Annotated in this window: 16 protein-coding genes; 11 read left to right on the top strand and 5 right to left on the bottom strand. The window is 64.2% G+C overall.

Translation table 11 applies throughout. The annotated features are described in order from the left end of the window. Positions 1-88 precede the first annotated feature (88 nt). Both AC1DFE_RS10805 and AC1DFE_RS10810 read right to left on the bottom strand, forming a co-directional pair. Positions 89-3166, bottom strand: coding sequence for a beta-L-arabinofuranosidase domain-containing protein (locus tag AC1DFE_RS10805; RefSeq protein WP_476905879.1), 3078 nt, complete (start codon positions 3164-3166; stop codon positions 89-91). A gap of 97 nt (positions 3167-3263) precedes the next feature. Continuing rightward, positions 3264-5801, bottom strand: a complete 2538-nt coding sequence (locus tag AC1DFE_RS10810; protein WP_476905880.1) for an alpha-L-arabinofuranosidase C-terminal domain-containing protein — start codon at positions 5799-5801, stop codon at positions 3264-3266. Between the two features lie 297 nt (positions 5802-6098). On the opposite strand from AC1DFE_RS10810, the gene AC1DFE_RS10815 reads away from it, so the two are divergent. The 5 genes from AC1DFE_RS10815 to AC1DFE_RS10835 all read left to right on the top strand — a co-directional run bounded on the left by AC1DFE_RS10815 (position 6099) and on the right by AC1DFE_RS10835 (position 12294). Next, positions 6099-7082, top strand: coding sequence for an ABC transporter substrate-binding protein (locus tag AC1DFE_RS10815; protein WP_476905881.1), 984 nt, complete (start codon positions 6099-6101; stop codon positions 7080-7082). A 98-nt stretch (positions 7083-7180) separates the two neighbouring features. Further along, on the top strand, positions 7181-8707 hold the full coding sequence (locus AC1DFE_RS10820) for a sugar ABC transporter ATP-binding protein (protein WP_476905882.1): 1527 nt from the start codon (positions 7181-7183) through the stop codon (positions 8705-8707). Next, positions 8704-9747: an ABC transporter permease gene (locus AC1DFE_RS10825; protein WP_476905883.1), complete on the top strand. Its 1044-nt coding sequence runs from the start codon at positions 8704-8706 to the stop codon at positions 9745-9747. The genes AC1DFE_RS10820 and AC1DFE_RS10825 overlap by 4 nt, the downstream gene beginning before the upstream one ends. Further along, positions 9747-10763, top strand: coding sequence for a galactofuranose ABC transporter, permease protein YjfF (gene yjfF, locus AC1DFE_RS10830; RefSeq protein WP_476905884.1), 1017 nt, complete (start codon positions 9747-9749; stop codon positions 10761-10763). Before AC1DFE_RS10825 ends, yjfF begins: the two co-directional genes overlap by 1 nt. Positions 10764-10839: 76 nt before the next feature. Then, complete coding sequence (locus AC1DFE_RS10835) at positions 10840-12294, top strand: family 43 glycosylhydrolase (RefSeq protein ID WP_476905885.1); 1455 nt, start codon at positions 10840-10842, stop codon at positions 12292-12294. A 749-nt stretch (positions 12295-13043) separates the two neighbouring features. Here the strand turns inward: AC1DFE_RS10835 and AC1DFE_RS10840 are convergent. Then, a complete protein-coding gene (locus AC1DFE_RS10840; protein WP_476905886.1) occupies positions 13044-13190 on the bottom strand; it encodes a hypothetical protein in 147 nt (48 codons plus the stop codon). A 308-nt stretch (positions 13191-13498) separates the two neighbouring features. Here AC1DFE_RS10840 and AC1DFE_RS10845 point away from each other — a divergent pair, with 308 nt between their 5' ends. Genes AC1DFE_RS10845 through AC1DFE_RS10865 form a run of 5 tightly spaced genes read left to right on the top strand, consistent with a single transcriptional unit; the run spans position 13499 to position 19266 of the window. Next, the gene (locus AC1DFE_RS10845; protein WP_476905887.1) at positions 13499-14935 is read left to right on the top strand and encodes a glycoside hydrolase; all 1437 of its coding nucleotides are present in this window, start codon (positions 13499-13501) and stop codon (positions 14933-14935) included. A gap of 50 nt (positions 14936-14985) precedes the next feature. Beyond that, the gene (locus AC1DFE_RS10850; RefSeq protein ID WP_476905888.1) at positions 14986-16320 is read left to right on the top strand and encodes an ABC transporter substrate-binding protein; all 1335 of its coding nucleotides are present in this window, start codon (positions 14986-14988) and stop codon (positions 16318-16320) included. A 47-nt stretch (positions 16321-16367) separates the two neighbouring features. Further along, on the top strand, positions 16368-17249 hold the full coding sequence (locus tag AC1DFE_RS10855; RefSeq protein ID WP_476905889.1) for a carbohydrate ABC transporter permease: 882 nt from the start codon (positions 16368-16370) through the stop codon (positions 17247-17249). Then, the gene (locus tag AC1DFE_RS10860; RefSeq protein ID WP_476905890.1) at positions 17246-18160 is read left to right on the top strand and encodes a carbohydrate ABC transporter permease; all 915 of its coding nucleotides are present in this window, start codon (positions 17246-17248) and stop codon (positions 18158-18160) included. The genes AC1DFE_RS10855 and AC1DFE_RS10860 overlap by 4 nt, the downstream gene beginning before the upstream one ends. Before the next feature lie 26 nt (positions 18161-18186). Then, positions 18187-19266, top strand: a complete 1080-nt coding sequence (locus tag AC1DFE_RS10865; protein WP_476905891.1) for a LacI family DNA-binding transcriptional regulator — start codon at positions 18187-18189, stop codon at positions 19264-19266. Here the strand turns inward: AC1DFE_RS10865 and AC1DFE_RS10870 are convergent. Both AC1DFE_RS10870 and AC1DFE_RS10875 read right to left on the bottom strand, forming a co-directional pair. Then, on the bottom strand, positions 19215-20201 hold the full coding sequence (locus tag AC1DFE_RS10870; RefSeq protein WP_476905892.1) for a DMT family transporter: 987 nt from the start codon (positions 20199-20201) through the stop codon (positions 19215-19217). The two genes, AC1DFE_RS10865 and AC1DFE_RS10870, sit on opposite strands and share 52 nt — an antisense overlap. Next, positions 20198-20791, bottom strand: coding sequence for a TetR/AcrR family transcriptional regulator (locus AC1DFE_RS10875; RefSeq protein ID WP_476905893.1), 594 nt, complete (start codon positions 20789-20791; stop codon positions 20198-20200). The genes AC1DFE_RS10870 and AC1DFE_RS10875 overlap by 4 nt, the downstream gene beginning before the upstream one ends. A gap of 359 nt (positions 20792-21150) precedes the next feature. Between AC1DFE_RS10875 and chvE the strand changes: the two genes are divergently transcribed. Then, the gene (gene chvE / locus AC1DFE_RS10880; protein WP_476905894.1) at positions 21151-22275 is read left to right on the top strand and encodes a multiple monosaccharide ABC transporter substrate-binding protein; all 1125 of its coding nucleotides are present in this window, start codon (positions 21151-21153) and stop codon (positions 22273-22275) included. Positions 22276-22328: the final 53 nt, after the last annotated feature.

The raw sequence follows: 22328 nt of genomic DNA on the forward strand, positions 1-22328 counted from the left end.
GAGACACTTTCGTTCGGGCGGCCCAAGGCCGCTGCTTGGAATGGTGAGGGTGGAAGCTGTCGGAACGGACGACGTCGGACTGGCCGGCTCAGGCGGTCAGGCGGACGATGAGCGCCTGACCGCCGCTGACCAGGAGGCCCTGCAGGGCCTGGTCAGGAATGTTGCGGGTGGCGCCGTCGATGTACTGCTCGAGATAGTGCACGGCCTTGGCCGTGGTCTTCTGGGCGAGCGCCTTGCTGGCCGATTTCAGCCGGGCGCCGAGCATGCCGGAGGTTTCAGTTGTGATCCTGCCGGCTGCCAGCGCCGCGTCTGCAATCTCCTGAAGGTCTGCGATCTCGCCCTCGGGGCTGCCGAATGCCGCCCGCTGGGCCGCCTTGTAGATGCGGTCCGCGTCCGGGCGGGTGAGGGAGCCGTCGGCAACCCAGGCGTCCGCCACCCGGGTGACGCGCCGGAGAAGCTCCGGTTTGTTGGCAAACGGCGCCGACTGCCAGACGTCGTCCAGGAGCGTGGACTTGTCTGCCCCCGCGGGGTTGGCCACTCCGGAGTCCACTCCGCCGAACACCACGGACGCCTCGGCGCGCCGGAAATACGAGTGGAAGGCGTCCTCGGTTCCTTCGAGGAACGGTGCCAACTCCACTCCTGCCAGCATGGAGTGCAGGGGCTTGCCCGCCACAGGCTGGAGCGCCGGCGCGAGGTCGCCGCTGAGCGCGGCTGCTCCGTACAGGCTGAACGGCAGCAGCGTGGTGCGGGCGTCACGGGCCACGAGATGAACGGGCCCATACATGAGGGTCTGCACAGAAGGATCGTCCAGGGCCCGCTCAGCGCGGAGGGTGAACGGCATGTCCACGTCCACGGTGTCCCCGCTCTTCCAGGCCCGATCAATGCTCAGGTAGGTGCCGGGCGTGGCCGCCGCATCAACAGGAGCACCGTTGACCCGGACCGTGAAGCCGGCCGTGGCCCAGGCCGGAACGCGCAGCCGGAGCTCGAACTGCCCGGATCCTGCGATCTGCAGCGTTGTCCGCTGTTCGAAGGGGTAGGAGGTTTTCTGCGTGACCGTGAGGTTCTTCCCGGCCCAGCGGAGCGTCGACGGAATGTAGAGGTTGACGTAGAGCGCGCTGCCGTCGTCGGCGGTGAAGTAGACGGAATCCTGGTACTTCGTGGCCGATTCGAGGCCCGTGCCTTCGCAGCACGTGGTGCCCTGCTTGGGCGTGAAGTCGCGGACCGCGCCGGGCTGCAGGCCGATGAAGTAGGTGGCCAGCGGCATTTCGGCGTTTTCTTGGTCCTGCTTGGAGCCGAGGACCTGGTTGAAAAGCGCCCGCTCGTAATAGTCCATGTACGCGGGATTCTGGTCCTTGAAGAACAGTTCGCGGGACAGTTTGAGCATGTTGTAGGCGCAGCAGCTCTCGGCGTCGGTGGCGTTCAGGGTGGCGGCGATCTTCTCGCGCTCCTTCCAGAACTCGCCCTGGCTGGTTCCGCCGATGCTGAACATGCGGGTTGGCACCACCATGGTCCAGAAGTTGCGGGCCGCGGTGAGGTACCGCTCCTCGCCGGTGGCGTTGTACATCAGCACCAGCCCGGTGAAGATCGGGATGTGCTGGTTGGCGTGCAGGCCCGCGAGGATGTCCTTGTTCTGGGCGCACGCATCGATGAGGGAGTCGAGGTCGAAGTACTTGGCGAGCTCCAGGTGCTCCGGCTTGCCCGAGTGGCCGTAGGTCTCCAGGATGGCCTCCACGACGCCGCCGTATTCGCCGCTGGAGAAGATTCCCCACATGCGCTGGCGGACGGCCGGGGTGAGTATGCTCAGGCGGGAGTGCATCCAGTCGCAGAGCCCCGTGGCCAGGTCCAGCGCCTTCGGTTCCCCGGTTGCCGTGTAGGCGTCAAGGAGGCCCTTCAGGATCTTGTGCGCCGTGTAGTACGGGGCCCAGACCCGGAAATAGTCCGGCGTGGTCCTGCTCTCCAGCTCGATGAACTGGGTCTCCGGGTACGCCGCGAGGAATCCGGGATGGCTGGGCAAGCCCCAGGTGCGCCGGACCGTGGCATGCCGGCCCCTGCCGGAGGCATCGGCCAGTACGTTTCCGCCCGTTTCGCTGCAGGCAAGGGAGACGACGTCGCCGTTCCCGGCTGTAGTACCCGACGCGCGGGCTGCCGCCAGCTCTGCGACCTGACCTGCGGTCAGCGCGGCGGACCAGATGTTCACGTCCTGGTAGGCGCCGGCAAAGGTGGGGTCGTTGTACTGCGACCGCCCAAGCCAGACGTTCGCCAGGCTGCCGAGCTGCGCGGGCGTCAGGGTCATGCCGCTGTTCTGGCCGGCCCGCTGGCCGTTGACGTACAAGGTTCCGCTGCGGCCGTCCAGGGTCACCGCAACGTGGCTCCACTCGTTAACCGGCAGCGGGGCGGAGCCGACGATTGTCTGCTCACCCCCGGCAAAGTTCCTGGTGATGGCGAACCGCGGCAGCCCGCCGCCGTCGCGCTGGGCGAGGAAGGCGTACGTTTTGGTGTCGTTGCCGAAGTCGAAGATCCGCGCCCAGTTCGCCGCCGCCGTCGGGCGTATCCACGCGGCGAAAGTCATGCCCGTCAGCCCGTCAACGGTGCCCGCAGGGAGCTGGCCGTACACGTAGGAACCCCGGGCTATGTCGACGGCGGTCCCGGGCAGCCGGCCGGCAACGGCCTGGATGGCGGGTTCCTGGGAGAGCGCCTGCCGGCAGTCGTGCAGGGAGGTCACCAGGTTCCGCAGCTTCGTCCCGAAGGCTTCCTCCCCCGTGCCCGCATAGGCCTGTGCCAGCATGGACATGTGGTGGCCGGTGAAGTGGCCGCGCAGGTTGCCGTTCGCCTCGCCGTCGAGCCCTTCCCAACCGCCGGCCGGCAGCGGGACCACCCCGTCGAGCGGCCGCAGTCCGGCGTTGGCGCGGAAGACGTTGAGGTAGCGCCGCTCGTCGTAGCCGCGCGCGAAGTTCAGGATCAGCTCACGCTTCCGGGCGAACACGCCCGGGCCCAGGCTGACATCGGACAGCTTGAAGGGACGGACGGCCGCCGCTGCGGCGAGTGCAGTGGTCATGGGGCCCTCCGCGGCGGTTGCGGCTGCCGAGGCGAGCGATGGCAGCCAGGGCAGGACGGCCGTGGCCGCCCCAAGCCGAAGGATGTTGCGCCTGGACACGTGATTCGTCATTGGATCTCCTAGGGAAATGGTCCGCGTAAAAGGAGAAGGCCCGGCTGCGCAATCCAGCCGGGCCTTCCCGGTCAAAGCCGTGGCTTTGGTGTGCTGCTTACTTGCGGGCTGCGGCGAGCCGGATGAAGGTCACTGAGTTGGGCTCGAAATCGTACGTGAATGCCGAACCGGCTCCGCTGAAGGTGCTCGACGCCGGAGCCAGGTTCTGCCCGTCGGCTGTCTGGGTCAGGGTGGTCACCGCGGCCGTGGAACTGATGCCCGACGCGCCCGCCACCTTGATGTCCACCGGCGTCTTGTCGGCGGAGGTATTGACCACCTTGACGATGGTGTCGCCGGACTTGGCGTCCTTCGTGACCACGGAGTAGACGGGATCAGCCTGTGTGTCGTCCACCGTGCCCCACAGGACGCCGTCCAGGTACAGCTTCGCGGCGCGCCCGGTGACCTCGATCCTGATGTCGTATTCGTGCCCGGTCTGGATCACGGTGTTCTTTTCGATGACGTTCGTCTTGCCGCCGTTGACGGCCTTCTCGACGACCGACTTCGTGTTGTTCCAGCCGCCTAGGTTCCACCAGAAGTAGTTGCCTGTGTCCTTGACCCCGAAGGAGACCAAAAAGCCTTCCGAACCGGCCAGCTTGGTGGCCTTGGTGCTGAGCGTGTAGTTGCTCCAGTCCGCGTTTCCGGCGGTCACCATGGTGTTCTGGGCCGTGGTGCTCGACTGGACGTAGCCGCCGTCCTTGATGGACCAGGATCCGGTGCCGTTGCCGGTCCAGGCCGCGGCGGTTCCGGAGAAGTCGTCGCTGAACAGGGTGCCGCCGTCAGCTCCGGTGACCTTAACGTCGTCGTACCGGGCGGAGGTGGCCCACGTGGACAGGCCGATCTTGCCGGAAATCGGCACCACGGTGGAGGCCGGGTTGTCCTGCGTGCTAGGAACCACCTGGGTGCCAACGTTGTTCATGAACAGCTTCTGGACCTCGTAATTGGGGGTGGTGCGTACGGAGGTTCCGTTGAAGTAGATCATGTCCGGGCGCCACTGAGTGTTTGCGTCGCTCGCGATGAGCGGCGCGTAGGATGCCATCTTCACGACATCGGCGTTCCGTTCCAGTCCCGTCATGTATGAGGCTTCGGCCAGGGCGTTGGCCGGTTTGTTGTCCAATGACGCGTACTCGCCAAGCCAGACTTTGTAGCTGTTGCGGTCGTATGTGTCATAGCGGTGGTTGTTGTTCAGGAACCAGGCGGGGTCGTTGTAGTAGTGCTCGTCGACCATGTCGACCTTGCGCTGGGCGTTGAATACGGAATGATCGTCGAAGACCGCGCCCTGGTCGTCGGGACCGCTGTTGCTGATGATCTTGATGTTGGGGTACTTGGCCTTGATGGCGTCCTGGAACTGGACAAAGTACTGCTTGAATTCTGGCTTGTACTCTTCGTTGCCCACTTCAATGCGGTCCATGTTGTAGGGGGCAGGGTGGCCGTAGGCGATCCGCTTGGCCCCCCAGGTGGTGCTGGCGTCCCCGTTGGCGAATTCGATCAGGTCCAGGGTGTCCTGGATGTAGCGGTTCAGCGTGGCCTGATCGGGAACCTGGTTGTTGTCTCCGCAGCCGGTAACGCCGACTGGAACCACCGGCACCGGAACGGCACCCATGTCCTCGGCCCACTGGAAGTACTCCATGTAGCCCAGGCCGTAGGTCTGGTTGTAGCCCCAGAAGTCGCGGTTGGCGGGACGCTGCTCCACCGGACCGATGGTTTCCTTCCACTGGTATGTCCGGGACCGCGTGTAGTTCGGGGCTCCGTAGGAGTCGTAGCTGCCGGTGTTGACGATGCAGCCACCTGGGAAGCGCAGGAATCCGGGGTGCAGGTCTGCAACCTTCTCGGCCAGGTCCTTGCGGAGGCCGTTGGAGCGTCCGTTCCAGGTGTCCTTGGGGAACAGGGAAATCATGTCCAGCCGGACGGTACCCGTGCCCTGCACCACTGTCGCGAGCCGGCCGGCGTCCGTGGAGGACTTCGGCGAAAGAGTCACCGTGTATTTGGCCCAACTGTCACCCTTGACCTTGATGGTGGCAATGTCCAACCGCGCGCCTTCCGGGGTCTCCAACGTCACAGCAAGCGTTGAACCAGCCGGGTTGGAGGTGCGCGCCCAGACCGAATAGTCGTACTTCTTGTGCGCTTCGAGCTTCTGCCCCGCATTCCAGCCGCTGTTCCTTACGCCTACTCCGGCTCCGCTTCCCGCGCCCGCGCTGGTGGCGTCGACCTGCAGGTAGTTCCGGTTGTTTTCGTTCAGCCGGTTATCGTCATTGACGACGCCGACCGTTCCGTCGCTGCCCCGCCTCAGGGTTTCCCAAGCGGTCATCGGGGTGAACGAACGGTTGTCGCCGGAGTTGAATTCAAAGGACCGGTTCTGGACGAGTTCAGCATAGATGCCGCCGTCGGCGCCCTGGTTGATGTCCTCGAAGAAGGCGCCGTACATGGCCGGATCTATGGCGGGTCCGGTTTGGTCGGCATTGACGCTGATGGTGCGGTTTGTCCCGGCGTCGGCAGTGGCGCCGAGGGCCGGCGTCAGTGACAGCAGCGCGGCCGTCAGAGACCCGGCAAGCACCATGGTGCAGGTCCGCTTAGCGGGACCTGATGGTTTGGATGGCATGGAAGGGATGGCCTTTCTCCATTGAACGGTTCGCCGGCAACCAGTTCGAGTGACCCCGATGTGAACGCTAACAAAGTGCCGACCGGAGTCGAGTATTCGACATCTTTTCGCTCTTGTAAAGGGGGTTCTCAAAAATCGACAGACTGCGCGTGACTCGCGCGAATTTGTGACCGGGACTACTTGACGGCTCTATTGTTAGCGTTCACAATGATTCGCAGAGCGCATCAGCTCACTTGCAGCAACGGCGGTGTTTGAAGTCTCCCGCCTGCATGTAACTAACGCTTCCGGGAGGATGTTGTGTTTAAGAAATCCCTGCTTGCGGTGGCCGCCGCATCGATGCTTACCCTCACTGCCTGTGGCGGAACCGCTGGCGCCGGCAGCGCTGGCGGCAACTCCGGCGGCGACAAGATCACCATGGGCTTCGCCCAGGTGGGCGCCGAAAGCGGCTGGCGCACCGCCAACACCAAGTCGGTCCAGGACTCAGCCAAGAAGGCCGGCGTCGACCTGAAGTTCTCCGACGCCCAGCAGAAGCAGGAGAACCAGATCAAGGCCATCCGCTCCTACATCCAGCAGAAGGTCAGCGTCATCGCTTTCTCCCCCGTGGTGGAGTCCGGCTGGGACACGGTGCTGAAGGAGGCCAAGAACGCGAAGATTCCGGTCATCCTGACCGACCGTGCGGTGGATTCCTCTGACAAGACGCTGTACAAGACCTTCATTGGCTCCGATTTCGTCGAAGAAGGGAAGAAGGCCGGGGACTGGCTTGTCAAGGACTCCAAGTCCGCAACGGACACCGTCAACATCGTCGAAATCCAGGGCACCACCGGATCCGCACCCGCCAACGACCGGAAGAAGGGTTTCGCGGACGCCATCCAAGCTGATCCGAAACTGAAGATCATCGCCTCGCAGAGCGGCGACTTCACCCGTAGCGGCGGCAAGCAGGTCATGGAGGCCTTCCTCAAGAACAACCCGAAGATCGATGTGGTGTTCGCCCACAACGACGACGAGGGCCTGGGCGCCATCGAGGCCATCGAAGCCGCCGGCAAGGTTCCGGGCAAAGACATCAAGATCATCACGATCGACGCTACCAAGGACGGCATGACCGCGCTGAGCAACGGCAAGATCAACTACATCGTCGAGTGCAGCCCCATGCTCGGTGACCAGCTCATGGGGCTGGCCAAGAAGGTCGTCGCCGGCGACAGCGTTCCGGAGCGTGTCGTCACCGAGGAGACTACCTTTACCCCGGACCAGGCCAAGCAGGTTCTTGCCAGCCGCCCCTACTAAGCGGCGGCGCCCCTGAACGTCCGTGCGGCGGCGGAGAACCGCCGCCGCACGGCACACCAGCCGCAGCATGGCAGACCAAGCACAGGAAAGACAGAAGGATGAACGAGATCGTTCCGGTCGTCGAGATGACCGACATAGCTATTGGATTCCCAGGAGTTAAGGCGCTCGACGGCGTCGACTTCCGCCTCTTCAAAGGTGAGGTCCACGCCCTGATGGGTGAGAACGGCGCCGGAAAGTCCACGCTGATCAAGGCCCTGACCGGCGTGTACACCATTGATTCCGGCACCATCACCGTGCTCGGCGAAGCAAAGCGGTTCTCGACGCCCGGGGAATCCCAGGCAGCCGGCATCAGCACCGTCTACCAGGAAGTCAACCTCTGCCCCAACCTCACCGTGGAGGAAAACGTCCTGCTGGGCCGCGAGCCGCGCCGCCGCGGTTCCATCGACTGGAAGGGCGTGCGGTCCCGGACCCGGGAGGTCCTGGCCGAGCTGCAGCTGGACCACATCGATCCCGGATCGCTGCTGTCCATGCACTCCATCGCGGTCCAGCAGCTGATCGCCATCGCCCGCTCGGTGGAGATCAACGCCAAGGTCCTCATCCTGGACGAGCCGACGTCGAGCCTGGACGCCGACGAGGTCAGCCAGCTCTTCCGCGTCATCCGGGACCTCCGCGACCGTGGCGTCGCCATCCTCTTCGTCTCCCACTTCCTGGAACAGGTCTACGAGATCTCCGACCGCATGACGGTCCTGCGCAACGGCAAACTCGTGGGCGAATACCTGACCCGGGACCTGTCCCGGATGAGCCTCATCTCCAAGATGATCGGCAAGGACATGGAAGCCCTCGCCGAACTGGACCAGGCATCCGCCCGCACCCGCGCCAGCACCGGGGACGGCGTAACGCCCTTCGTCCAGGCCCAGGGGCTCGGCAGGAAGGGATCGGTTTCCAACGTGGACCTGTCCATCCATCCGGGCGAGGTGGTGGGCCTGGCGGGCCTGCTCGGCGCCGGCCGGACCGAGATCGCCCGGCTCTTCTTCGGAGCCGACAAGGCCGACGAAGGCTCCATCAAAATCAAGGGAGCGGGCCAGAAAATCCGCTCCCCGCGCACCGCCATCGACAAGCGGATCGGATTCTGCTCGGAGGACCGCAAGGAGGAAGGCCTCATCGGCGACCTCACCGTCCGCGACAACCTGGTCCTTGCCATGCAGGCCAGCAGGGGCTGGGCGCGCCGCATTCCCCGCAAGGTCCAGGACGAGCTCGTGGCCGAGTACATCAAGGCCCTCGACATCCGCCCGGCCAACCCCGACGCACCCATCCGGAACCTCAGCGGCGGAAACCAGCAAAAGGTACTCCTCGCCCGCTGGCTGGTCACCCACCCCGAACTCCTGATCCTCGACGAGCCCACCCGCGGCATCGACATCGGAGCCAAGACCCAGATCCAGAAACTCGTCAGCCAGCTCGCTGCCGAGGGCATGTCCATCCTCTTCATTTCCTCCGAGCTCGAGGAAGTCCTGCGCGTGAGCGACCGCATCGCCGTCATCAAGGACAGGGCGATGGTCGCCGAAATCAACAACGACGGCGTCTCTGTGGAAGACGTCATGACGGTCATCGCCGGAGGCGCCCAGTGAAATCCCTTCTGAAACACCGCCTTGCGTGGCCGGTCATCGCCCTGGCAGCGCTGCTGCTGCTCAACCAGGTTTTCCGGCCCGACTTCCTGGGACTGCGGATGCAGGACGGCCACCTCTACGGCAGCCTCATCGACATTATGCGCAACGGCGCACCCACCATCCTCATCGCACTGGGCATGACCCTCGTCATCGCCACCCGCGGCATCGACCTTTCGGTGGGGGCAGTGGTGGCGATCGCCGGCGCGGCCTCCTGCGCCTACATCGCCGGCTCCCCCGAGCCCGGTTCCCCGGTGACGGCAGCAACTGCGGTGCTGATCGCCGTCGTCGCCGGCCTTGCCCTGGGTGTCTGGAACGGCTTCCTGGTGTCCACCATCGGCGTGCAGCCGATCATCGCCACCCTGGTCCTCATGACGGCCGGCCGTGGCGTGGCCCAGCTCATCACCGGCGGCCAGATCGTGTCCGTGTCCAATGACCACTACAAGTCCATCGGCGCCGGCTACCTCTTTACGCTTCCGATCTCCATCCTGATCACCGCCGCTGTCTTCGCCCTGGCGGCCATCCTCACCCGGCGCACCGCGCTGGGAACCCTGATCGAGGCCGTCGGCATCAACCCGGTCGCCAGCCGCCTGGCCGGACTCCGCGCCCGGAACATCATCTGGACCGTCTACGTCTTCAGCGCCGTCTGCGCCGCAATCGCCGGCCTGATGATCAGCTCCAACGTCACAGCGGCCGACGCCAACAATGCCGGGCTCTATATCGAAATGGACGCGATCCTGGCCGTGGTCATCGGCGGCACCTCGCTGGCAGGCGGCCGGTACACCCTGGTGGGAACCGTCGTCGGGGCCTTCATCATCCAGACGCTGACCACCACCGTCTACACCCTCGGGATCCCGCCGGAGGTGACCCTGGTGTTCAAGGCGCTGGTGGTCATCACCGTTTGCCTCCTGCAGGCGCCCAAGGCACGGAACATGCTCAGCCGCCTCAAGGCGGCACCCAAGCCCGCCGCAACGGAAGCCGCAAAGGAAAAGGTGGCCATCTGATGTCCCCGCTGTCCACGCTCACGCCCCTGACCGTCAAAAAGCCGTCACCGGCGCGCAACCGCCTGCGCGGGGGTGCGCGCTATGCGCCGACGCTTGCCACCGCGGGTCTGTTCATCGCCATGTTCGCCGTGGGGGCGGGAATGTACCCGAGCTTCCTCTCCGGCCAGGTGTTCCTGAACCTCTTCATCGACAACACCTTCCTCATCGTCCTCGCCGTCGGCATGACCTTCGTGATCCTCACCGGCGGCATCGATCTGTCGGTGGGGGCCGTCGTCGCACTGGCCATGATGGTGAGCGCCACGCTCCTGCAGCAGGGCTGGAATGCAGGGGCCGTCATCGTCCTCGTGTTGCTCATCGGCGGCGGTCTCGGGCTCCTGATGGGGCTGATCATCCAGTACTTCGACATCCAGCCGTTCATCGTGACGCTGGCCGGAATGTTCCTGGCCCGCGGCCTCTGCTACGTCATCAGCCTCGACTCCATTCCCGTCACCGAGGGGTTCTTCACGGGGATGGCGCAGGCGCAGATTCCGCTGCCCGGGGACCTCTTCGTCTCGCCCGGCGTCCTTCTGGCCCTCGGGATTGTGGCCATTGCCTTCTTCGTCCTGCACCACACCCGCTTCGGCCGGACCGTCTATGCCATCGGCGGCAACGAACACTCCGCCACGCTGATGGGCCTGCCGGTGAAGGCCACCAAGATTCTGGTCTACGCCCTCAGCGGCCTCTGCTCCGCCGTCGCCGGCATCCTGTTCTCCTTCTACAGCCTCTCCGGCTACAGCCTCGCGGCCCAGGGAATGGAGCTCGACGCCATCGCTGCGGTAGTCATCGGCGGCACCCTGCTGACCGGCGGCACCGGCTACGTCCTGGGCTCCGTGGTCGGCGTGCTGGTGCTGGGGATTGTCCAGACCTTCATCGCCTACGACGGCACCCTCAGCTCCTGGTGGACCAAGATCGTGATCGGCGGCCTGCTCCTCGTCTTCATCCTGCTGCAGCGGCTCTTCGCCCGGAAAGCCGGCTGACTCTTTACCTGTCCCGCACCTACCGCACGTCATCTCCCGCACGTCACCTCCCGCACGTCGAAAGGACTTTTTCAGCATGAGTGATTCCGTCAACCGCCAGTTCTCCCGTCGGCTCTTCCTCGGCTCCGGATCCGCCGCAGCAGCCGCCTTCGCCGTCGCGGGTGCCGGCGGCGGAGCCCTGGTGGCGGCGCCTGCAGCCGCTGCCACAGTCGGCACCGCACCCGTGATCAACCCGGTGGTGCCGCAGCGTGCGGACCCGTGGCTCATGAAGCACACGGACGGCAAGTACTACTTCACCGGCTCCGTGCCGGAGTACAACCGCATCGTTGTGCGCTCCTCCGCCACCATCGCGGGGCTGGGCAGCGCTTCGGAGGCGGTCGTGTGGACGCGGCCCGCGTCCGGAACGATGGGTGGCCACATCTGGGCGCCCGAACTGCACCACTTCGACGGAAAGTGGCACATCTATTTCGCCGCCGGCGACAGCAACGATGTCTTCCGGGTGCGGATCTACGTGATTTCCACGGACGCCGCGGACCCGACCAACGCCGTCTGGGATGCTCCGGTCCGGGTGTACACCCACGCCGATACGTTCTCGCTGGATGCCACCACGTTCGAGCACGCCGGCACGCGCTACCTGGTGTGGGCGCAGAGCGACACCGGCGTGAACTCCAGCCTCTACATCGCGTCCATGTCGTCGCCTTCCACGCTGTCCAGCACCCCAGTGCGCATCGCCGTGCCGACGCTGGACTGGGAGACCCGGGGCTACAAGGTGAACGAGGGGCCTGCGGTGATCAAGCGGAACGGCCGCGTCTTCGTGACGTTCTCCGCCAGCGCCACGGACGCCAACTACTGCATGGGCCTCCTGACTGCCGATGCAGGCGCCGACCTGCTCAAAGCGGCATCCTGGACCAAGACACCAACTCCGGTGTTCACCACTAACGAGGGCTCGAAGCAGTACGGCCCGGGGCACAACTCCTTCACCGTCGATGAGGCGGGCAATGACGTGCTGGTGTACCACGCCCGGTCCTACCGCACCATCGTCGGCGACCCGCTCTACGACCCCAACCGGCACGCCCGGGTCCAGCGGCTGTCCTGGAATGTGGACGGCACGCCGAACTTCGGCGTGCCGGTGGGCGACGGCGAACTGCCGGTGCGCCTCGAATCCGCCGCCGCTCCGGGAACGTTCCTGGCGCACGACGGCGTCACCGTCACCGCCGCTTCCTCCCCTGCGCTGGGTGCATCCCAGTTCCGGCTCGCCCCGGGGTACGCCAAGAAGAACTCGGTGGTCATCGAGCCGGTACTGACCAAGGGCCGCTACCTCCGGGTGCAGGCGTCATCTGTTGCCATTGCATCCACAGAGGGATCGTCGTCGGCCTTCCTTCAGCGGGGCGGGCTCTCGGATGCTGCCGGCGCCTCCTTCGAGTCGGTCGACATGCTGGGTTCCTACCTGGTGCTCCGGGACGGCGTCCTCGTTTTGGCGAAGGTGGGCAAGAACGAGCGCGCTGGGGGCACATTCTTCCTGCGCTCCTAACGACTCCCGCGCGCGGCGCGCACGGGTGACGGCGAATCACTGGTGATGTGGTGGTTCCAAAAAATGCAGGGCCGGCGGTTTCTCCGCCGGCCCTGCTGGTCTTTTGAGGCTTTGGACAGCCTTGGCACCCCTGCAATTGACGGGGTTCAACAAGGACCCCATCCGAAAGGGTAGTCAGAACCGTCAGAAAACGGCGTTACCCCTGCCTGTTTGATTCGGAATCATGGATATCACGCAGAAAGACCAGCAGCATCTGGTTCAGGTTCTCAATGGAAGGAAAGGTCATGACTCGGGAAGAAGCTTACGCAAGGTGCCCCCCGGACTCGTATGTCGAGTTTTACGGCGGCCGGTGGCTCGTCGTTCCCTTCGCGCCGGTTGAGCAGCCACAATTCTTCGTTTGCTCGCCGGAGAGCCTCAGCGCCTTTAGCGCCACGCGCGGGCTCGAAATTGCCAGATTCGAAGCTCAACAGGCAGCCTGAAGTTCCCGCCAGGCTGCGCATAGGGCCGCAGGTCACGCCGGCCCGCTCAGCCAGCAACTGAGCAGAAGTTCACCAGAAATGCCGGAAAATTGGTAGAGCGGGTCTTGAAAAGACACCGGTCCCACGACTGGAATAAGTTTGATTCGGCACCGGTAATTTCCGACGCCACAGCATTTCTAATCACTAAAGATGCCCCGAGAATTGACTTACAAACGCCTGGAATAATGCTCCCCCGGAATGCCGATCACCTCTCACACGCTCCATCTCAACTCAAAGATTGCTGCGGAGCGTCCCTGGTGAGCAAACGAAGAACACCGACTGCTCCACCTGGGCGAATGGCACTACGAGCCACCGACCGCCGTAGAACTCGACGTACGAGTCCGACGTGCAACTTGCGAAGGCTTCCTCGCGTGTCATTGCCTTTCCTTTCACACTAGCCATGCAGCTGGATTTTCAGGACTGCGCTGCTGCGGGCTCCGCTTCCGCGGTGGTTCAGTCGGTCGGTTGGCCCGCTAAAAGCAACGCGGGGTCACTTCGCGCCCAATCCGGAGGTTTCATGGGGCGCGAAGTGACCCCGCGTTGCCGTTTTTAGCTGCTGGAGCTGCCAACCGCCGGATAACGAACCACGGACCTCCGGGCTATTTTGCTAAAACGCTTGATCACGGTTGTGTTCCGCGCTAGTCTGCGGTTGATCAAACGCTTTAGCAGAATGGACATCAGCGCCGATGAATCACCCAATCTTCTTCCAGCCCGCCGACGGATGGGTCGGAGACCTCATCCCTTTTCAGAAGGACGGCGAGTTCTGGCTCTTTTACCTTCACGAACTCCGCTCGGTTCCGAAGCCCGGGACGTCCTGGAACCTCGTGACCACCAAGGACCTCACGGAATTTGAAGACCACGGGGTTTCGCTGCACCACGGCGGGACGGGCGACCTTGACTTCAACGCCTACACGGGCAGCATCGTCGCGGACGAAACAGGCATCCACCACCTCTTCTACACCGGACAAAACCCCGGGAATCCCGGCGCGGACGGTGTTCCGCTGCAACTCGTCATGCATGCCACCAGCACCGACGGCATGAAGACCTGGACCAAACATCCGGAACTCACCTTTGGGGCCCCGGAAGGCTACGAGACCGGTGACTGGCGTGACCCCTTTGTCTTCCGGGACGAGGAAGCCGGGCAATGGCGGATGCTGCTGGCCGCACGGCATGCCGAAGGGCCGGAACGCCGCCGCGGCGTGATCGCCCAGTGCATGTCTTCGGACCTGATGAACTGGGAGCACACCGAGCCGTTCTGGGATCCCCGGCGCTACATAACCCACGAATGCCCGGACGTTTTCGCCTGGGGCGACTGGTGGTACATGGTCTACTCCGAGTTCTCCGAGTCGTTCACCACCCGGTACCGAATGGCCAAAGGCCCGAACGGTCCATGGAGTGTGCCGGAACGGGACAGCATCGACGGGCGCGCCTTCTACGCATCCAAGTCGGCCGAACGTGACGGCCGGCGCTTTTTCTTCGGCTGGATCGCCAGCAAAGAGAACGGCCGCGACGACGGACCCTGGCAGTGGGCCGGCACGATGTCGGTGCTCGAGGCCAAACAAAACGCTGACGGCACTCTGGCGTTCTCATTTTCGGACGAACTCGTGGACAGTTTCTGGGACCAGATCCCTGCCGGCCTGGACCGGGAACTTCCCGCCACGCTGACGGTCCCGGACGGATACGAAGCGATCCTGACCGGCAACAACGTGCCCCGTCAGTTCTACGCCAAAACCGTCCTGCAAATAGAGGCGGGCACCACAGAGTGCGGTCTGCTGCTTCGCTCCAGCGCAGACGGGGACCGGTCCTACATCATCCGTCTAGAACCGAAGCGGGGCCGCATGGTATTTGACCGATGGCCCCGGAAGATCACCGGCAATGCGCAGTGGCACGTCTCAGGGGACGTTCCCTTCGACATCGAGCTGGAGCGCCCGTGCGACCTCAGCCCAGGGGAGCACACGCTCGAAGTTGTCGTGGACGGAGACCTGTGCGTCGCAGTCCTGGACCGGCAGGTGTCCCTCAGCACCAGAGTCTACGACCTGGCCGACGGCCTGCTCGGCGTGTTCGCCGGCGAGGGTTCCGTGGCGGTCACCGAACTTGACATTCGTCAGCGCAGCACAAACTGAATAGCCCTTCAACCCGTACGGTCCCGAATCAATCAAGGAAGATTGCCGCAATGAAAAAACTGTTCCGAGCAGCTGCCGTGGCAGCCGTCGCCGTCCTGGCCCTCGCAGGTTGCGCCGGCGGAGATGCCAGCAGCCCCTCCAACGTCACTCCCACCGGAGAAATCAAGCCCCGTGAAATTTCGTGGCTATTGTCTCGACCGGCCGATGGCGCGGTCATCAACATCATGAAAAAGCTCGCTGGTGAATACGCCAAGGACCACCCAGGCTTCGCACTGAATTTGATCACCACTCCCGACAGGCCGTCCTACATCCAAAAGCTGGAAACCCTCGCCGCCGCGAACAAACTCCCGGAGCTCTTCGACACTGATGCCACCCCGTTCGCCCAACAGCTGGCAAAACAGGGCAAGATGGTCGACGCCGAAAAGCTGCTCAAGACCCTGAACGTCTACGACACCTACCGGCCCGCCGCCCTGGATTACCAGCGGTTCGACGACGGGTCGCTCTACATGATCCCGTTCCAGTTCGAACTGGAGTTCATCTGGTACAACAAGGCGCTGCTGCAGAAGGCGGGCGTGGCCGTCCCGAAGTCCCTGGACGACATCCCCGCAATGTGCACAGCCCTGCGCAAGGCCGGCATCACGCCAATCGCCATCGACGGACAGGACCAGTGGCCGCTGGAGCGCTACGTCGCCTACCAGCCCTTCCGGGCAGCCGGTCCGGACTTCATCCAGAAGGTGAAGAAGGGCGAGGCCAAATTCTCCGATCCCGCTGGCCAGAAAACCGTTCAGTGGATGTCTGCGCTGGGCAAGGCCAACTGCTTCCAGGACGGCTTTTCCTCGCAGGGCTACTCCGACGCGCAGAACCAGTTCACTTCCGGCAAAGCTGCCATGTACAACATCGGCACCTGGGAACTGCCCAGCCTTGCCACCGACAAGTTGAACCCGGCGGTACGCGGCGACATCGACTTCACGACCCTTCCAGTGACGGAAGGATCGGTCACCGCGGCCAACGAATACGTTTCCCCGTCCGGTATCGGAATGGCAGTAAACGCCAAGACCTACGACCCGCTCGTGAGCGACTTCCTGAAATTCGCCCTGGCGAAATACCCCTCCGAATACGCCGCAACTGGCGCGCTGTCCCCCACAACGAACGTCCAGACGGCCATACCCGCCAACGCCACCCCCTTGTTCAAGAAGGCCGTTGCGAAGGCCGGCGACCTTGGGGACAAGCAGGCCATGCCATGGGATACCCAGCTCGACCCGACCACCAACGGCCGGCTGCAGCAGGAGCTCGTGCTCCTCGTCCAAGGCGACATCACCCCCGAGCAGTTCACCAGCACGATGGACAGCACCGTCGCGCAGAACGCGCCGAAGTTCTTCAAGTAACCCAAGCGGCGGGGGGACCCCGGTCCCCCCGCCTGAAAGGCCCCGCCATGCTTCCCAACAGGTCCCGGCTCTCAGTCCTGGTCTTCCTGCTCCCGCCTCTTTTGCTCTACTGCGCAGCCGTGCTCTTCCCCATCCTCCAGTCCTTGTTCCTAAGCTTCTTCTCCTGGAACGGCATCAGCGACATGGAGTTCGTAGGACTGGCCAACTACGTCCGGATGTTTACCACCGATGACATCTTCTGGCGCTCCTTCTTCAACGCCCTCGGCTACCTGGCCATCTGTCTCGTACTCCAGCTCGGCGGCGCGCTCTTGGTGGCAAGCCTGCTGACCTCACTGCGCCGCGGCCGCGAGCTAATCAAGACCCTTTACCTCCTGCCGGCCGTCATCTCCACCGTCGCGATCGCCTTCCTGTTCGTGCGCATCTACTCCATCGACCCAGTCGGCCCGCTCAACCAGCTCCTTCAGTGGATCGGCCTCGGAAGCCTGGAGCGCGCCTGGCTCTCTGACGTCAACACGGTCCTCGCAGCAGTCTCCGCCCCAGAAGGGTGGCGTTTCACCGGCCTCTACATGCTCATCATCTACGCGGCCCTGATCGCCGTTCCCAAGGAACTTGAAGAGGCTGCAGTCCTCGACGGCGCGTCCCGCTGGACGCTGTTCACCAAGATCCGCTTCCCGTACATCCGTCCCGTCTGGATCACCACCACCATCATGGCCACCACCTACGGGCTCCGCGGGTTCGACATCCCGTACCTCATGACCAACGGCGGCCCCGGCCAGTCCTCCGAACTCCTCACCACCTACATGTACAAAACAGCATTCACCAGTACCGACTTCGGGTACGCCAGCACCATCTCCGTGTTCATCGTGATCGAGTGCCTCGTCGCCGTCGGCCTCATCCTCTTCATGCTCAAGCGGAAGGCAGAGTCATGATCATCCAGACAGCCCCCGCCCCAGCGCCGTCGGCTGCGACGCCCGCACCGCCGGCCGTACGGCGGCGCCGCCGCCCCAGTGCGTCCCGGACTCTGTCCCGCGTGCTCATCGCACTCATCGTCGTCGTCCAGGTCTACCCTCTCGCCTGGCTGTTCCTGACCAGCCTGCGCAGCGAAGACGACTTCGCCACCGGGGACCCCTTCGCCCTGCCCAAAGCACTCACCCTGGGGAACTACGCCCGGGCCTTTGAAACCGGAGACCTCGGGAAAAACATCCTGAACAGCTTCATCGTCACCATGGGTGCCAACATCCTGATCGTGCTGCTGGGCATGATGGCCGCATACGCCATCCAGGTGCTCGGCTTCCGGCTCAGCCGCCTGGTCCGCGGACTCTTCCTGGTAGGCATCATCGTCCCCGTCCAGATCGCGCTGGTCCCCCTGTTCATCGACTACTCCGCAGTGAACCTGCTCGACACCTACCAGTCGATGATCATTCCCCTGGCAGGGTTCTCCCTGCCCATGTCCGTCTACCTGTTCTCTTCCTTCTTCGAATACATCCCCCGCGAAACGTACGAGGCGGCCTCCCTGGACGGCGCCGGGCCCTACAGGATTTTCGGCCTGATCACCCTGCCCCTGTCACTGAACACCGTCGTCACCGTCGTCTTGGTCAACAGCATCTTCATCTGGAACGACTTCATCTTCGCCAACACCTTCGTCCTGTCAGAGGAACTGAAAACAATCCCGCTCGGCCTGCAGAACTACATCGGTGCCATGGGCAAGGTCGACTGGACCGCAACGTTCGCCGCCGTCTGCGTCACCATCACCCCGCTGCTGCTCGTCTTCCTGGTGCTCAACAAGGCCATGATCCAAGGCCTGGAAAGCGGCGCGACCAAGGGATCACGGCCGCGGTAGATGGATATACTCCTGAAGGAGGGCAGATGGTTTCAAAGGAGAAAAAGACGGCCAAACCCGCGCCTGCGGCACGGTCGCCCAGGGCCACAGAGCGTGCGCACCCCGTCACCCTGCGTGAAGTCGCCGAAGCTGCCGGCGTCTCCACAGCCACGGTCTCCCTGGTTGTCAACCAGAAAAAGGATGCCCGCATCTCGGCCGAGACCCGCAAACGGGTACGCGACGCGATCCACGCACTGGGATACCGGCCCAACGCGATGGCCCAAACCCTGGTCAGCGGCAGCTCCCGGTTCATCGGACTCGTCGCAGATGCCATCGCCACCACACCATTCGCAGGGCAAATCATCCACGGGGCACAAGACGAGGCCTGGAAACACGGGTACGCCCTGCTGATAGCCAACACCGAGGGCAACGCGGAGCTCGAAAAAGACGCGATAGCGATGATGCTCGAGTACAAAGTGCGCGGCATCCTCTACTCGACCTGGTTTCACCGCGCCACAGCCATCCCGGCCCCGCTCCGCGAAGCGGACTTCGTGCTGGTCAACTGCTTCGCCACCGAGCCGGGTGCCAGGGCCGTAGTGCCCGACGAGGAACAGGGCGGCCGCTCAGCGACCGAGATCCTGCTGCGGCACGGCCACCGGCGCATCGCTTTCATCAACGCCACCATCCCCGCCCCCGCCAAAGACGGGAGGCTCCACGGCTACCGCGAAGCGCTTGGTGACGCAGGCATCCCGTTCGATCCGGACCTGGTCCTGGAAGCCTATCCCGACCAGGAAGGCGGATACGGGGCGACCGAGGAACTACTGAAGCGCGATGTCACCGCCGTCTACTGCTACAACGACCGTATGGCCATGGGCCTGTACGACGGCCTTCGGGAACACGGATTATCCATCCCCGATGACATGGCTGTGGTCGGATTCGACAACCAGGAAGTGATCGCCGCCCACCTTCGGCCCCCGCTGTCGACAGTGTCCCTCCCCCACTATGAGCTCGGCGCAGCGGGGGTGCGGATGCTGCTCGGCCTTGACGAGGCACCGGAGAACGCAGCCGCAAAGATCTACTGCCCCACCGTGGAACGGGCCTCAGTTCTCGCCGAGACACACGCCTGACCGCGCTCATCTCCCTGACTCCCCGCCTGGCGGGGAGTCAGGACGAACAAACTCGCCAGCACCAAGGCGATGCCGAGCCAGCCCAGTGCCGGCAACCGTTCACCCACGACGACGACTGCCAGGACGGCGGCGACAACCGTTTCCACGAGGGAGAGGCCCGTTGCGGTGCTCGCGCGGACGCGCGCCAGTCCCCATCCGAACAGGACGTAGCCTGCGAACATCGGCACAAGCGCCATGTAGGCCCCCACCGTGAAGTTGCTCCAGGATTCAAGCAGTGGCCGGCCGGTCTCGGCGAGCACCGGCATCAGGAGCGCTCCGCCCAGCCCGAACACCGCGCCCATGGCGGCCCGGGATGACACTCCCCCGCTGATCAGGCGATGGGCAGCCCACGAGTACAGTGCATAGCTCATACCTGCCACGAGCCCCAGAATGACGCCCGCAGGCACCGCCCAGGGCTCCACGAGGGCGCCCGGCCGTTCCGCGCTGTTACCGGAAAAACACAGCAGTCCGGCGCCCGCCACCCCGATCAGCGCGCCGAGCATCCAGCGGCGGGTCAGCACTTTCCGGTCCGCAAGCCGCTCGATGACCGCCGACGCCAGAGGGGCTGAGCCGATCGAGACAACCGTTCCGAGGGCTACGCCGGAAAGGCGCATGGAGCTGTAGAAGGCAAGGGGGTAGACCGCGACAGCTGCCGCCCCCAGGGAGACAAGCAGCCACCGGACGCGAAGGCTGACCCAGTGGCTCACAATCGGCTGCACCGCGTAGAGCGCCTGCAGCAGTCCGCCCACGCCCATTGCCACGGCACCGATCGCCAGTGGACTTACCGACGGCGCGAACGTGGCAGCCGTTCCCGTCGTGCCCCAAAGCGCCGACGCGCCCACAACAAAAATCGCGCCCAGGAGGGGCCCGTTCAACCGGCCGAGCACTGCCCTCACAGCTCCTCCAGCATCCGGGCAGCGATCATCCGGGCCTCGTGCAGGCAACGGTCTCCGCCTTCAAGGCCGGCCCTGGCCATGGAACCTTCGAGCGCGAACGCCAGGTGCCGGGCCACCCTGGCCGCCGCCTCGGCCTGCGGCACTATCTCGGTCACGTGCGTGCGCAGCAGGCCCTCAACCTCTTCCTTGTGTTGCCGTACAGCGTGCCGACCGGGAGCGCCCGCCGGCAGTTCCGCAGCAGCGTTGAGCAGGCCGCACCCCCTGAATCCGTGCTCATGGGCAAAGTTCGCGTGGTCGATGTAGGCATCGAACACGGCCAGCACCCGGTCCTGCGGAGTTACAGCCGCCGCGACCCGCTCCCAGTACAGGGCGAGCCATTCCTCATGACGGGAGGCGAGGTAGGCCGCCACCAGATCCGCCTTGGAAGCGAAGTTGTTGTAGAGGCTTTTCTTGGCCACGCCGGCCTCCGCCGTGATGGAGTCGATGCCCGTGGCGGCGATGCCGTCGGCATAGAAGAGCCGCGCCGCAGCATCAAGGAGCGATGCACGGGCTGGCCGCTTAGTTGTTGATCGGCCTTCACGTGAAGCCACGCTTGTACCTCCGGCAGGACGCTGAGTAGGTAGGCCAGTCTACCTACTCAGCCGCTGAGCGCAATCCGCCCCCATGCACGGCGGGAGACCAAAAAGCCCACCCATACAGGGCCCATAGCTCTCATGAATTTGTGTCTTGCTTCACAGCGATTCGGGGGATATTATTGTCCATGATTGTTAGCGCTAACAGAAATGTTGGGGCAACCGGGGTCTCCGCTCCGGTAATGACAGCCTCCGGTGCCGCTCCTGCGGAACGGCTTCGGTACGCCGGACACAAGTGGCGGGCCCGGCGGAAAGTACATACGCTTTCCGCTCAAGCACCGATTCGTGGCCCAACCAGGCCACGGAAGGAGAATAACGTGAGAATCAAGAAACTCCTGGGCGCCGTCGCCGTCGTCCTGGCTGTGACGGTGGGGGCCACAGGCTGCGGCAGCCGGCCCGGCGCCGCCACCAGCTCCAGCAGCGCCGACGCTGCCGGTGCACTGGTGGGAATCTCCATGCCGACGCAGACGTCGGAACGCTGGATCGCGGACGGCAAGAACGTCTCCGAATCGCTGGCCAAGCTCGGCTACAAGACGGACCTGCAGTACGCCAACGACGACATCCCCACCCAGGTCTCGCAGATTGAGAACATGCTGACCAAGGGCGCCAAGTCACTGATCATTGCCGCCATCGACGGGACCACGCTGACGGACGTCCTGGCCAAGGCCAAGGAGCAGAACGTCAAGGTCATCGCCTACGACCGGCTGATCAACGGCACCCCGAACGTGGACTACTACACCACCTTTGACAATTATGAAGTGGGCGTTCAGCAGGCCACATCGCTGCTGACCGGGCTGGGCCTGGTGGATGCCTCCGGCAAGAAGGTCGAGGGCAAGGGCCCGTTCAACGTGGAGCTCTTCGCGGGCAGCCCGGACGACAACAACGCCAACTTCTTCTGGACCGGCGCCATGGACACCCTGAAGCCGTACCTGGATGCCGGCACCCTCAAGGTGCCCAGCGGCCAGACCAAGTTTGAGCAGGCGGCCATCCTGCGCTGGCAGGCGGCAACCGCCCAGAAGCGGATGGAAGACATCCTCACCGCCGCTTACGGTTCGGGTAAGAAGCTCGACGGCGTGCTGTCGCCTTATGACGGTCTCTCCATCGGCATCATCTCGGCCCTGACCAGCACCGGCGGCTACTCAAAGGGCGCCCTGCCCGTGGTCACGGGCCAGGACGCGGAAAAGGGCTCAGTGAAGTCCATCGTCGCCGGCGAGCAGTACTCCACGATCTTCAAGGACACCCGCAAGCTCGGCGAGCAGGCCGTGAAGATGGTGGACGCGGTTCTGAAGGGCCAGCAGCCCGAGACCAATGACACCAAGACCTACAACAACAAGGTCAAGGTGGTCCCGGCCTTCCTGCTGAAGTCCGTGATCGTCACCAAGGACAACTACAAGCAGGAGCTGATCGACTCCGGTTACTACACGGACGCCGACATCAAGTAGCAGCACCGCATCAAATAGCAGCACGGCGGGGGCGCCTGCAGCCGCAGGCACCC

The sequence above is a fragment of the Arthrobacter sp. 05T423 genome, assembly GCF_056396245.1.

What these genes read in the sequence shown, in the direction of transcription:
- AC1DFE_RS10805 (WP_476905879.1), bottom strand. Translation starts at nt 3,166, where the DNA reads ATGACGAATCACGTGTCCAGGCGCAACATCCTTCGGCTTGGGGCGGCC.
- AC1DFE_RS10810 (WP_476905880.1), bottom strand. Translation starts at nt 5,801, where the DNA reads ATGCCATCCAAACCATCAGGTCCCGCTAAGCGGACCTGCACCATGGTG.
- AC1DFE_RS10820 (WP_476905882.1), top strand. Translation starts at nt 7,181, where the DNA reads ATGAACGAGATCGTTCCGGTCGTCGAGATGACCGACATAGCTATTGGA.
- yjfF (WP_476905884.1), top strand. Translation starts at nt 9,747, where the DNA reads ATGTCCCCGCTGTCCACGCTCACGCCCCTGACCGTCAAAAAGCCGTCA.
- AC1DFE_RS10835 (WP_476905885.1), top strand. Translation starts at nt 10,840, where the DNA reads ATGAGTGATTCCGTCAACCGCCAGTTCTCCCGTCGGCTCTTCCTCGGC.
- AC1DFE_RS10840 (WP_476905886.1), bottom strand. Translation starts at nt 13,190, where the DNA reads ATGACACGCGAGGAAGCCTTCGCAAGTTGCACGTCGGACTCGTACGTC.
- AC1DFE_RS10845 (WP_476905887.1), top strand. Translation starts at nt 13,499, where the DNA reads ATGAATCACCCAATCTTCTTCCAGCCCGCCGACGGATGGGTCGGAGAC.
- AC1DFE_RS10850 (WP_476905888.1), top strand. Translation starts at nt 14,986, where the DNA reads ATGAAAAAACTGTTCCGAGCAGCTGCCGTGGCAGCCGTCGCCGTCCTG.
- AC1DFE_RS10855 (WP_476905889.1), top strand. Translation starts at nt 16,368, where the DNA reads ATGCTTCCCAACAGGTCCCGGCTCTCAGTCCTGGTCTTCCTGCTCCCG.
- AC1DFE_RS10860 (WP_476905890.1), top strand. Translation starts at nt 17,246, where the DNA reads ATGATCATCCAGACAGCCCCCGCCCCAGCGCCGTCGGCTGCGACGCCC.
- AC1DFE_RS10865 (WP_476905891.1), top strand. Translation starts at nt 18,187, where the DNA reads ATGGTTTCAAAGGAGAAAAAGACGGCCAAACCCGCGCCTGCGGCACGG.